General features: G+C 63.7%; 11 protein-coding genes. 4 read left to right on the top strand and 7 right to left on the bottom strand.

The window, feature by feature from the left end:
- The first annotated feature begins 155 nt into the window (after positions 1-155).
- Positions 156-641: an acyl-CoA thioesterase gene (locus LPA36_RS26235; protein ID WP_228883149.1), complete on the top strand. Its 486-nt coding sequence runs from the start codon at positions 156-158 to the stop codon at positions 639-641.
- Between the two features lie 127 nt (positions 642-768).
- Here the strand turns inward: LPA36_RS26235 and LPA36_RS26240 are convergent, their stop codons facing one another.
- Both LPA36_RS26240 and hpnN read right to left on the bottom strand, forming a co-directional pair.
- A complete protein-coding gene (locus LPA36_RS26240) occupies positions 769-1,749 on the bottom strand; it encodes an MlaA family lipoprotein (RefSeq protein WP_228883151.1) in 981 nt (326 codons plus the stop codon).
- Complete coding sequence (gene hpnN / locus LPA36_RS26245) at positions 1,746-4,373, bottom strand: hopanoid transporter HpnN (protein WP_228883153.1); 2,628 nt, start codon at positions 4,371-4,373, stop codon at positions 1,746-1,748. Before hpnN ends, LPA36_RS26240 begins: the two co-directional genes overlap by 4 nt.
- A gap of 181 nt (positions 4,374-4,554) precedes the next feature.
- Here hpnN and LPA36_RS26250 point away from each other — a divergent pair, with 181 nt between their 5' ends.
- A complete protein-coding gene (locus tag LPA36_RS26250) occupies positions 4,555-5,160 on the top strand; it encodes an MlaC/ttg2D family ABC transporter substrate-binding protein (RefSeq protein ID WP_228883154.1) in 606 nt (201 codons plus the stop codon).
- A gap of 108 nt (positions 5,161-5,268) precedes the next feature.
- Here the strand turns inward: LPA36_RS26250 and hpnH are convergent, their stop codons facing one another.
- A complete protein-coding gene (gene hpnH / locus LPA36_RS26255) occupies positions 5,269-6,423 on the bottom strand; it encodes an adenosyl-hopene transferase HpnH (RefSeq protein WP_228883156.1) in 1,155 nt (384 codons plus the stop codon).
- A 10-nt stretch (positions 6,424-6,433) separates the two neighbouring features.
- Positions 6,434-7,378: a 4-hydroxy-3-methylbut-2-enyl diphosphate reductase gene (gene ispH / locus LPA36_RS26260; RefSeq protein WP_228883158.1), complete on the bottom strand. Its 945-nt coding sequence runs from the start codon at positions 7,376-7,378 to the stop codon at positions 6,434-6,436.
- Between the two features lie 445 nt (positions 7,379-7,823).
- On the opposite strand from ispH, the gene LPA36_RS26265 reads away from it, so the two are divergent.
- Positions 7,824-9,002: a glycosyltransferase gene (locus LPA36_RS26265; RefSeq protein WP_228883160.1), complete on the top strand. Its 1,179-nt coding sequence runs from the start codon at positions 7,824-7,826 to the stop codon at positions 9,000-9,002.
- A gap of 47 nt (positions 9,003-9,049) precedes the next feature.
- Here LPA36_RS26265 and LPA36_RS26270 read toward each other — a convergent pair whose 3' ends face one another.
- Positions 9,050-9,556, bottom strand: coding sequence for a hypothetical protein (locus LPA36_RS26270; RefSeq protein ID WP_228883162.1), 507 nt, complete (start codon positions 9,554-9,556; stop codon positions 9,050-9,052).
- A 114-nt stretch (positions 9,557-9,670) separates the two neighbouring features.
- Positions 9,671-10,681, bottom strand: coding sequence for a hopanoid-associated sugar epimerase (gene hpnA, locus LPA36_RS26275; protein ID WP_228883164.1), 1,011 nt, complete (start codon positions 10,679-10,681; stop codon positions 9,671-9,673).
- A gap of 203 nt (positions 10,682-10,884) precedes the next feature.
- Here hpnA and LPA36_RS26280 point away from each other — a divergent pair, with 203 nt between their 5' ends.
- Complete coding sequence (locus LPA36_RS26280) at positions 10,885-11,181, top strand: acylphosphatase (protein WP_228883165.1); 297 nt, start codon at positions 10,885-10,887, stop codon at positions 11,179-11,181.
- A gap of 65 nt (positions 11,182-11,246) precedes the next feature.
- Here the strand turns inward: LPA36_RS26280 and egtD are convergent, their stop codons facing one another.
- Entirely contained in the window at positions 11,247-12,215 is a 969-nt protein-coding gene (gene egtD, locus LPA36_RS26285) for an L-histidine N(alpha)-methyltransferase (RefSeq protein ID WP_228883168.1), read from the bottom strand.
- Positions 12,216-12,314: the final 99 nt, after the last annotated feature.

Genomic DNA, 12,314 nt, shown 5'->3' on the forward strand with positions numbered 1-12,314 from the left:
TGGACCGTCGCCGTTAGCGCGGTCGGCCCTTTCGATTCGATTGCCTCCTCTTGAAATGCAAGGGAAAACCCTGATCTCTCTGTTACAATGATCAGTGTTAACCCTTAGCTGGCCGCAGCACCGAAGACCAGAACAGCAGAAGGACGGGATCCGCCATGAATTTCCACACCAGAAAATGGGTCAAGCCTGAAGACCTGAATCCGAACGGCACACTTTTCGGCGGCAGCCTGCTGCGCTGGATCGACGAAGAAGCAGCCATTTACGCGATCTGCCAGCTGGACAACCAGCGCGTCGTCACGAAATTCATGTCGGAGATCAACTTCGTCAGCTCGGCGCGTCAGGGCGACATCATCGAACTTGGCATGACCGCTACGCACTTCGGCCGGACGTCGATTACGCTGCGTGCCGAGGTTCGCAACAAGATCACGCGCAAGAGCATTCTGACCGTGGAAAAGATGGTGTTCGTAAATCTCGACGAGAAGGGCGATCCCGCACCGCACGGCCGCACGCAGATTCGCTACGCCGACGAAGCTTTCGCCCGTTATCGCGACACTTCGCGCCCGGCAGGGCAGGCACCGGCACAGAATGCGGTCTCCGGCGAGAACGTGCTCGAACGCGTCGAAGCCGATACGATGCACTGAGTGCGAACGAAGGCGCGGGCACGACGTGAACGTCCGTAACGCCTGATTCGCGACCCACAAGAAAACAGCCCGACAGGTACACAAAACCTGTCGGGCTGTTTGCGTTGCAGCTCGCACAACGCGCGGCTTACTGCGCGTTCGGTTTGGGCAGGGGTGCGATTTCGGGCACCTTGCTGTCGGCAGGCGGAGTCGAGCCAGAAGCGCCCGAAGCGGGCGCTTCGCCCGGATCGGTGTAGTTCGGCGCATCCGACGGCGCGTTGGGCTGCGTGCCGGAAGCGGGTGCCGGCGTAGCCGGACCCTGGGCGCCTTCGCCCGGATCGGAGTAGTCGGGCACGCCGCCAGGCGCCGCGCCTGATGCCCCCGAAGGCGGCGCTGCACCGGAATCGTCCGGTTCGCCGTAGTCCGGCAACGCATTCGGCGACGTACCCACCGCGCCCGCCGCGCGCAGCAGCGAGATGCGTTGCTGCGTGTAGGCGTCGCGGACGAAAGAATACTTGTCGAGCGCCGCCTGCGAAAGCAGGTCGGTTGCGCCCAGCAGGTCGGCGCGCTTGCTGACGAACTGCAACAGGTACATCGGATTGCGCACGGCCGGCTCGGCGTAGCTCAGCGGATTCAGGCGGTAATCGACCGCGAGCGAGAGGCTGTCGCGGAACGAACTCGGCCCGAACAGCGGCAGCACCAGATACGGTCCTGTCGGCACACCCCAGTAGCCGAGCGTCAGCCCGAAATCCTGATGATGCTTCGGCAGACCGGCCGGCGTCGCCCAGTCCAGCAGCCCAAAGAGGCCGAAGGTCGAGTTGAACGCGAAGCGCATGATGTCCTGGGTCGCGTCCGTGATGTTCAACTGCAACAGGTTGTTCGCCGCATTGTCCAGATCGCCGAGATTCGAGAAGAAGTTGCTGATGGCTGTCCGCAACGGGCTCGGCGTGACCTTCTGGTAACCCTTCGCGATCGGTTGCGCGACGTAGGTATCGAGCGAATCGTTGAACTTGAAGACGGCCCGGTTCATCGGCTCCAGCGGATCGCCGGGCTTGCGGTCAGGACCCGTTGCACAGGCGCTGAGCGCACACGCGACGGCCAGCGTCAGCGCGGAGGTTTGCATCTTCATCCGTCAATCCCGTGGAGTTTCTTTGTGGCGCGCCTGGGGCGCGGTTTTCCCATCAGTACAGGTTGAAATACCACAGCGCCGACAAGCGTGCAGAAGAGCGACAGAGCGAGCAGTTTTCCCATGCTCGACGTGCCCGGATGATGCGACAGCCAGAGGCTCCCGAACGCCGTCGCCGTGGTCGCGGCGCTGAACATCACGGCGTGCGTCAGGCTCGATTGCAGGAGCCCGGTCTGGCCGTTTCGCCAGGCCATCACGAAGTAGATCTTGAACGCGACACCCACGCCCAGCATCAGCGGCAGCGCGATGATATTCGCGAAGTTGAGCGGCATGTTGAACACGACGCACAGTTCGAGCGTGACCACCGCCGAAACGAGCAGCGGAATCATCGTGCGCAGCACGTCGCCAAAACGGCGCAGCGTGATCCAGAGCAGGATCGTGATCGACAGCACGGCCCAGCCGGCGGCCTGCAGGAACGCCTTGATGATCGTGTCGGCGGAATGCAGGATGGAGATCGGGCCGCCAATCGCGCCGGGTTCGGCCTTTTTGACGGCGTGCGCGAAGCGGGCCAGCGTCACGTCGTCGCCGGGATCGGCGCCGGGCGCCACCTTCGGCGAAATGTCGACGAGCGCGTGGCCGTCGGCCGATAGCCAGTTCCGCGCAATCTGCGGCGGCACGGTTTCACGCGTGACCGGCGTGGGCTGCAGCAAGGCCGTCAGCTGGCCGAGCGCGATCTTCAGCGGCGCGGACATTGCGCGTTCGGCACGATCACGCGTCGCGGCATCGGCGGTGGCGAGCTTCGTCAGCGTGACCGACAGATGCTGCGCTTCGGCGGCGCCCGGACCCGGATGGTCTTCGGCGGCGAGCGCGAGCTGACTGGCGGTGCGCTTGAGCGCAGCGACGCGGTTCGCATCCGTCGAAGGCGGCGCGGGCGTTTGCGTGAGCGCGGGCAGCAGTTGCTGCGCGGCGCTTGCGATCGCTTCGAGTTTCTGCGGCTGGTCGGCGGGGACGAAGGTGTCGAGCGTCGTCACGCGGCCGACTTCCGGCAAGGCCGACAGTTTCGTCGCCATCGTGTCCGCTGCCGCGAGCGACGGCGCAAGCACATGCACGTTGTTGACCGACGCTTCGGGCGCGTCCTGCAGCGAGAGCAGTGTCGCCATCGATTCCGTGTGCGGGTCCTTCAGATGCAGCGGATTGAAGTCGAAGCGCAGGTGCAGGAGCAACGGTAACGCGCCGACGATGACGATCAGCGTCCCGATCAGGACGGGCTTGCGGTTGCGGTCGAGAAAATCGTCGACCGGCGCAAGTTGCCGGAATCCGGGCGACACGGGTTCGCCGAGCGGCGCGAACACCTTGAGGAGTGCCGGCAGCAGCGTCATGTTCGTGAAATACGCGACGAACATGCCGACGCCCGCGATTTTCCCGAGTTCCGACACGCCGCGATAGGCCGTCGGCAGGAACGAGAAGAAGCTCTCGGCGACGGCCACGGCGGCGAGCGTGAGAGGCACGCCGATGCTGTGCGCCGTGTTCAGGAGCGCAGCGGGCAGGCGGTCATCGCGGTGACGCTCCTCGCGGTACTTCACACCGAACTGCACGCCGAAGTCGACCCCCAGCCCGACGAACAGCACCATGAACGCGACCGAGATCATGTTGAGCGCGTCGACCATCATCAGGCCGAGCGCGGCCGTAATTGCGAGGCCGACGAAGAGCGTGATGAAGACGGCCACGATCAGCCGTTTCGAGCGCAACGCGAGCCAGAGAATCACCAGCACGACGATCACGCTGCCGATGCCGTTCACGACGGCGCCGTCCTGCACCGACGCAAATTCTTCGTCCGCGAGCGGCTGTTCGCCGGTGAGACGGACGGTGGCGCCGTACTGCGTGTCCAGATGCAGCGAGGCGGCAGTCGCGCGGATCTCCGCGGAGGCGCGCGCGCCGGGTTCCAGCGCGCCGAAATCGACAACCGGCTGCACCGTGACGAAGGCGCGCGCAGGTTCTTTGGCCGCGTCCTTGTCCACCAGCCCGCGCCACGAGAACACCGACGGCTGGCCGGCGAGGACGCCATCGAGCACGGTTGCGCTCTGCGAGAGCAGATGGCTCATGTCGCCGAGCTTGACCTGGCCGATCTGCAGCGGCAGCAGCAGGCTCGTGGTCAGCACGCCGGCGAGGCCCGTCAGGCCTGGATCGTGGGCGAGCGAATTGATGAGCGGACGCGCCTTCGCGAGCTGCGTGGTGGTCGACTGAACCTCGCTCAACGGCAGGAACAGCAGCCCGTTGTGCTCGAAGAACGGCCCGGCCGCCGGCTGCGACACCGCGACGAATTCCTTCGACTGCTTCTGCAGCGCGGCGGTGAGATCGCGCGCGGCGGCATCGGCGAATTCCGGCGCGCGGGCTTCGACCACGACGAGAACGGTCTGTCCGCGGTCAGGGAAGGCCGCATCCATCGCGTTTTCGAGGCCGGACCATTGCGTGTCGGTTTCGACCAGACGGCTGATGTCCGTATTGATCTTGAAGTGATGCGCGACGTAGATGCCGCTTGCGATGGCGAGCAGGATCGAGAGTGCGATGACCGGCAGGGCATAGCGCACCGACCACGCAACGAGGCGGACGATGGATAACTTCAGCATACAGGTGGGAGAGCCCCTGTCGTTAATGGCGTATTCGGCGGAAGGGCACAAGTATACCGACGCAGCGGCCTAACGCGTGCCAATGAAGTCAGGACTGCACAGGCAAAATCGGTATACTGACCCTCAAAGGTGCCTCGCCGTGGGTTCAACGGATCATTTTCTCCAGCGTCCTGAACATCGTATGAAACGTCATCTGTCTGCATTTATCATGGCCGCTGTGATGTCCACGTCCGCCTTCGCACAAAGCGCGCCTGACGCGGTCGTGAAGGCTGCCGTCGAAGGCACGGTCAACGCGATGAAGGCCGATCCGCAGGCGCGTGGCGGCGACATGGGCAAGATTACCCAGGTCGTCGAGACGCACTTCGTGCCTTCCACGAACTTCCAGCGCACGACCCGCATCGCCGTCGGCAAGGCGTGGACAACCGCAACGCCCGAACAGCAGAAGCAGCTGTACGAGCAGTTCCAGAAACTGCTGGTGGGCACCTATGCGGCCTCGCTGTCGCAGTTGCGTGACCAGGACGTCAAGTTCAACTTCCTGCCGTCCACCGCCGCCGCAGGCGACAAGGACGCCGTCGTGCAGTCGCACGTCATCAGCAACGGCGGCGACGATGCCGTCGGCTACCGGCTGGAACGGACCCCCAGCGGATGGAAGATCTACGACATCAACATGATGGGCGCCTGGCTGATCCAGGTGTACCAGACGCAGTTCGCCGATCAGCTCGCCAAAGGCGGCATCGACGGGCTCATCAAGTTCATGGTCGCGCACAATGCACGTGGCGCGGGCTGATCCGGGCCGGCGCCTGTCTCCAGATTTCTCCAGATGTAAAAAGAGCGCAACGGGTTAAACCGTTGCGCTCTTTTCATTTCAGTTCAGGCGGGAGACCCCGCGCGACGTTCAGGCTGCCGTCGCGGCGCGCTCCACCTTCTTGCCCTTGCCCGCACGGCCGATCTCTTCCAGCTTGATCTCGACGTGACGCGAGAACACGAATTCGGCCGGACGCTGCTTGTCCAGAGGAATGTCCTTCGCGAACGCGCCGGTCGTCTTCGGGCCGGAAATCGCGACCTTCAGTGCCTTCAGCGGATGCGTGACGGTATCCATCACCGCCGTGGCTTCGAAGCCGCAGTGAACCATGCAGTCGGCGCACTTTTCGTAGTTGCCGGTGCCGTAGTTTTCCCACTGCGTGGTGTCCATCAGTTCCTTGAAGGTCTTCACGTAACCTTCGCCGACCAGATAACACGGCTTCTGCCAGCCGAACACCGTGCGCGCCGGGTTGCCCCACGGCGTGCATTCGTACGTCTGATTGCCGGCCAGGAAGTCGAGGAACATGCTCGACTGGCTGAACGACCAGTTCTTGCCGTTGTTGCCGCGCTTGAAGATTTCGCGGAACAGGTGCTTGGTCTTGTCGCGATTCAGGAAGTGCTGCTGGTCCGGCGCGCGTTCATACGCGTAACCCGGCGACACCGTGATGCCGTCGACGCCCATCGGGCCAAGCGTATCGAAGAACGCAGCGACGCGTTCCGGCACGGCGTCGTTGAACAGCGTGCAGTTGATGTTGACGCGGAAACCACGGCGCTTCGCTTCCTTGATCGCAGCGACGGCCTTTTCGTACACGCCATCCTGCGAAACGGAATGGTCGTGCGCTTCCTTGTCGCCGTCGAGGTGGACCGACCAGACGAAGTACGGATTCGGCTCGTAATCGTCCATCTTCTTTTCCATCAGGAGCGCGTTCGTGCACAGGTACACGAACTTCTTGCGCGCCATGATGCCCTTGACGATCTGCGGCATTTCCTTGTGCAGCAGCGGCTCGCCGCCTGCAATGGAAACCACCGGCGCGCCACATTCATCGACGGCGCCAAGGCATTCCTCGAGCGAAAGACGCTGGTTCAGGATGGGGTCCGGATAATCGATCTTGCCGCAGCCATTACACGCGAGATTGCAGCGGAACAGCGGTTCCAGCATCAGCGCGAGCGGGTAGCGTTTGTTGCCAGAAAGATGCTGACGCATGATGTATGCGCCGACCCGGAATTTTTGCAGAAACGGAATAGACAAAACGTCCTCCTTAAACTTCGCGTGCAGCGAGTGGTTGCATCAGCTTTGACGGCAACTTGAATTCGACTTTTTCTTCCCGGCCCGCCATCGTCGTGACTTCGACGGACCCCAATGCGCGCAGCGCATCGATCACGTTTTCAACCATTTCTTCCGGCGCGGAAGCGCCCGCCGTGATGCCGACGGTCTGCGCATTCGCAAACCACTCCGGCCGCACTTCGGAACCATCGGCGACGAGGTAGCTCGGCACGTTGGTTTCGCTGCCGATCTCGCGCAGACGGTTCGAGTTCGAACTGTTCGTCGCACCGACGACCAGCAGCACATCGACCTGCGTGCACAGATCGCGTACTGCGGCCTGGCGGTTTTGCGTCGCGTAACAGATGTCGCGCGTATCCGGGCCGACGATGTCGCTGAAACGGCGCAACAGCGCATCGATGATGCCGCGCGTGTCGTCGACCGAAAGCGTGGTCTGCGTGACGTACGCGAGCGGCGTGTCGAGCGGCAGGTCGAGCGTGGCGACTTCGGCTTCGCTCTGGACCAGCAGCACCTTGCCGGGAATCTGCCCGATCGTCCCTTCGACTTCCGGGTGTCCAGCATGCCCGATCAAAATCAGCGTGCGGCCCGCGCCGACGTATTGACGGCCCTGAACGTGCACTTTCGTGACAAGCGGGCAGGTCGCGTCGAGCACGTCGAGGCCGCGTTGCTCCGCATCACGCTCGACGGTCTGGGCGACACCGTGTGCGCTGAAAATCGCCACGGCGCCGTGCGGCACTTCGTCGAGTTCTTCGACGAAACGGGCACCTTTCTGGCGCAGGTTATCCACCACGTGACGGTTATGGACAATTTCGTGGCGCACATAAACGGGCGCCCCGTGTTGTTGCAAAGCGCGATCGACAATCTCAATCGCGCGAACAACACCCGCACAAAAGCCGCGGGGTTGAGCAAGGATGACTCGCATAGGCTGGCGAACTCCGACTGACGCGGGTTTCGAAGAAGTCGGTAAAAACGACCTTATCGCCGCGACATCATATTAGATGGTGTATTTGGTCCGACAAAAGCCGGCACACCGAAAACCAAACGCGCATTCTAACGCTATCGAGCAAGACGTGCTTTCCAGGACATATCCGATACCACAAACGCTACGGCAATAATGACTCGCTGCACGGCCGGCGCGGAACCCTTAAACTATCGGGCCTTGCGGTACCCGCTCCTCACGGCTCCATTTGCCGGGGCATGTTGCTCGAGCGGCCGCGTCACTGTCCGGATCACCGGATGCATTTCAAGGCGCGCGGGATGAAGACCGATTGCCCCGGATTTGTGCGCGTTTGTATCGTACGCGCACTGCCGTGCCGGGCGTAGCGGTTGGCCGTTTCCGTGCGAGACCTGTCGGTTGAGGGCAACGCATGATCCTGATTCTGTTTGCACTTTCCTGTCTTTCCCTGTTGATCTGGGGGGTGCTGCTGCTCGCGCGCGGCGGGTTCTGGCGCACGCGTCCCGCTGCGCCGCTGGCCGCGAAACCACGCGGCAGCGAAGGCTGGCCCGCCGTCGCTGCGGTTGTGCCGGCCCGCAACGAGGCGGACGTGATCGCGCGAGCAGTCGCTTCGCTGCTGGGACAGGATTACGCGGGCGCGTTTCACGTGATCGTCGTCGACGACCACAGCACCGACGGCACCGCCGATGCCGCCCGCGCAGCCGCGCTCCAGCTGCAATGTGCCGACCGGCTGACCGTCCTTGGCGCAAAACCGCTTCCGCCGGGCTGGTCGGGCAAGGTGTGGGCGCAGTCGCAAGGCATCGAGGCCGTCAAGACGCTCGGCTTTCCCGCCGACTTCCTGCTGCTCACCGACGCCGACATCGGCCATCCGCCCGAGGCCGTGACGCAGCTCGTCGTGCGCGCCGAGGAAGAAAAGCGCGATCTCGTCTCGCTGATGGTCCGTCTGCGCTGCGATTCCTTCTGGGAAAAGGCGCTGATTCCGGCGTTCGTCTTCTTTTTCGCGAAGCTCTACCCGTTCGCGTGGGTCAACAATCCGCGCCACAAGACGGCGGCGGCGGCCGGCGGCTGCATGCTCGTGCGCCGCACCGCGCTCGAGGAAGCGGGCGGCATCGAATCGATCCGCGCCGAACTGATCGACGATTGCAGCCTTGCGGCGCGTATCAAGCATCGCGGCGAAGGCCGCCATCCGATCCGGCTGGACGTCGCGGCCCGCAGTATTTCATTGCGACCATACGACAGCTGGAAGGACATCTGGAACATGATCGCGCGCACGGCATTCACGCAGTTGCGCTACAACGGCTGGCTGCTCGCCGGGACGCTCGCGGGCATGACGATCATCTATCTGGTTCCGCCCGTCGTGGCGCTCGTGCTCGGCCCGCTCGGCTGGCCGGCATGGCTCGCCTGGGCGCTGATGTGCTGCGCGTACGCGCCGATGCTCCAGTATTACGGTCGCTCGCCGCTGTGGGCGCCGTTCCTGCCGCTCGTTGCGCTGTTCTATGTCGGCGCGACGTTCGCTTCGGCAGTGCGCTACTGGCGCGGCAAGGGCGGTCAGTGGAAGGCGCGCGTTCAGGCGCCGGTGCAGGAGCGTTAAAGCGTCAAGGCCGGGGATTTCACGGGCGGCGCGCCATGCGCTGCCTTTCAGCGCTGCGTCAGCATCGCGTACATCTGAACGACCATTTCCGGCGAGAACGTGAACGGCACCCAGCCGTGGCCGGTGTGACGCAGCACCAGCAGCCGGTCGCCGTTTGACTGCTTCTGCGCGGCCATCACCGGATTCTTTGTCGATACGAAACGCCAGCCGGTCGGCAGGCCGCCTGGCGGCTCGGGCGTCATCGATGCGCGCGCGTTCGCCAGTTCCTCGATCAGTTGACCGACCTGCTCGGGATGCAGCGAGACGGTCTGGCCGCCGATCGTCATCGTGATTTCGTTCTGCGCCGGACGGGCGATGCTGAGCGTCGGTTTTTCGTCTGCAACGGGCGCGGCCGGTTCAGCGGCTTCGGCCGGCACGGCGACATTCGCCTCTGCCTCCGACGCTGCTTCTGCCGCGGGCGTGGACGTGGCCTTCGGTGCGAGCGCGACCTGGATGAGCTGATTGAGCTGATCGACGCTCAATTCAAGCGCGCCAATCTGTTCTTGAAGATTCATGCGAGACTTTCTCTGGTAAGACCGGCGATTTTAACCGCTGCGCGCGGCATGGAACGGATGCCGGACGGCCGACGTTGTAACAAAGTGCATGTGCATGCCGTGCGACGACAGCGCTCACGCCTTCAGGTAGCCCGCTTCACGGAACCATTGCAGTGCGTCGGAGAGGCCTTCGCGATACGGGCGCGCGCGATAGCCGAGTTCGCGTTCCGCTTTCGCCGAGGTGAAGTACATCTTGTTCTTCGACATCTTCAAGCCGTCGACCGTGACGAACGGCTCGCGCTTCGTGAACTTCGCGATTGCTTCCGCACCGACCGCGAGCGGATACAGCGGCCAGCGCGGCAGCGCGATCGTGGGCGGTTTGCGGCCGGTCAGATTCGCGATGTCGGCGAGCATCTGCTGCAGCGGCAGGTTTTCGCCGCCCAGAATGTAGCGCTCGCCGATCTTGCCGCGTTCCAGCGCCAGAAAATGCCCGGCGGCGACGTCGTCGACGTGCACGAGATTCAGGCCGGTATCCACGAACGCCGGAATCTTGCCGAGCGCTGCTTCGACGATGATGCGCCCGGTTGGCGTCGGCTTGACGTCGCGCGGGCCGATCGGCGTCGATGGATTGACGATGACGGCAGGCAGCCTGTCCTGCGCGATCATGCGTTCCACCGCGCGTTCGGCCAGCACCTTGCTGCGCTTGTACACGCCGATCGCCTTGTCGGGCGTGAGCGGCGAGGTTTCATCGGCGGACTGGCCGGAACTCGTCACTTTCAGCGTGGCCACGCTGCTCGTGTACACGATCCGCTCGACGCCTTCGGCGAGCGCCGCGCGCATGGTCGCCTCAGTACCTTCGAGGTTCGAGCGCTCGATGTCGAGCGGGTCCGGCGCCCACAGGCGATAGTCGGCGGCCACGTGAAAGAGGTAGCGCACGCCGCGCAGCGCCGCACGCATCGAAGCTTCGTCGCGCATGTCGCCCACGACGATTTCGGCGTCGAGCGCTTCGACATTGCGTCGCGGACTCGTGGCGCGCACGAGCACGCGCACGGCAAAACCCTTCTGCTGCGCAATGCGCGCCACCGCCGATCCGACAAAGCCGGAGGCGCCAGTGACGAGCAACAGATCGCGATTCTGATCGGTCATCCGTTCGATTTCCCTGCATGGCGCGCGGCATTTCGTACGCACAGGGGTGCGAAAGCGGGCTGCGCCGGTTGAATGGTCGACGGATTGTACGTGGAGCGCGCGAAGCGGTCACCGGCGCGCGTCTGCGATGCGGTTCGAGTCGAGCATCAATCCGGCGGGGCGACTAGAATGCCGGCTTGAAAAGATAGTCAGGAGAAGCCGGCATGACAGCGCCAGATCTGGATTCACGAATCGAAACGTATTACGTGCGCGTGCGCGGCATGGTGCAGGGCGTCGGCTTTCGGCATGCGACGGTGCGTCAGGCGCATGCGCTTGGCATCCGGGGCTGGGTCGCGAATCTCGACAATGGATCGGTGGAAGCCATGCTTCAGGGCTCGGCCAATCAGGTGGACCGGATGCTGTCGTGGCTGCGTCACGGTCCGCCCTCGGCGCGCGTGACCGAGGTCATCGGCGAAGAGCGGGCGACGGAAAAACGCTACGAGCGCTTCGAGCAGCACTAAATGCGCGCGCGAGCCATTCGGTATGGCGCGCACGCTGGGCGCCACGCCTGACACCCACGCTAGATTTAACGCGCTACCAGCAGACTTTCCGCAAAGCCCCAATCGCGTTCGATCCATTGATGCGCGCACGCGAAGCCCGCATCGCCGGCAATCGGCCCGACTTCCTCGGCGCGATATTTGTGGCTGCTTTCTGTCCAGATCGTTTCGCCTTCCTCCAGCGTCACCGTGAGCCGTGCGGCCGCCACATGTGCGGTCACACGCCGTTTCGCGCGCAGGTGCATTTCGATGCTGCGCACTTCCGGATTGAAGCGCGCGACGTGTTCGAATGCATCGAGCGGGAAATCGCCGCCCAGTTCGCGGTTGATCCGCGCGAGCAGGTTCAGGTTGAACGCGGCGGTCACGCCGATCGGGTCGTCGTACGCGGCGACGAGCGTCGGCACTGGCTTGTCGAGGTCGGTGCCGAGCAGCAGCGCGTCGCCGGGCTTCAGCATCATGCGGATGTCGCGCAGAAATCGCGTTGCCGCGAGCCGCCCGAAATTGCCGATCGTGCTACCCAGAAACAGCACCAGCAACTGCTCGCCGTCGGGCCGCTTTTCGCTGACTTCCGCGAGACCCGCCAGATAATCCTTCTCATAGCCGACGATCGAAATTCGTTCGATATCGCCCAGCTCGCGGCGGCACAATTGCAAGGCGGTGCGCGAAATTTCAATCGGACAGTAAGAAGTGGGGTGTTTTTTACACAGGGCCTCAAGAATTCGACGGGTCTTGCGGCCGCTGCCGCTGCCGAGTTCGGCAACGGTTACGTCAGGGGAAAGCTGCGCGACGATATCGGTCGCGTGGCGCGCCAGCAGGCGCTCTTCCGAGCGCGTGACGCCGTATTCGGGCAGCGCGGTGATCACTTCAAAGAGCGCTGAGCCCACTTCGTCGTAGAGATATTTCGACGGCAATTCCTTTTGCGGCGCCTTGGTGAGGCCGGCGCGGATATCGACGGCAAACCCGGGTGTCACTTCTTGCAATAGCGCAGGCTGAGTCATGCAGTGTTCCTCATTTCGGTGGTGGCTGCTGGCCGTGCGGGTGGGCGCGCATCGGTGACACGCGCTGCGAACTGGCGGACGACGCGTCCGCGCTGACGA

Origin of the sequence: Paraburkholderia saeva (genome assembly GCF_907164555.1) — a bacterium.
Classification (GTDB): Bacteria; Pseudomonadota; Gammaproteobacteria; order Burkholderiales; family Burkholderiaceae; genus Paraburkholderia; species Paraburkholderia saeva.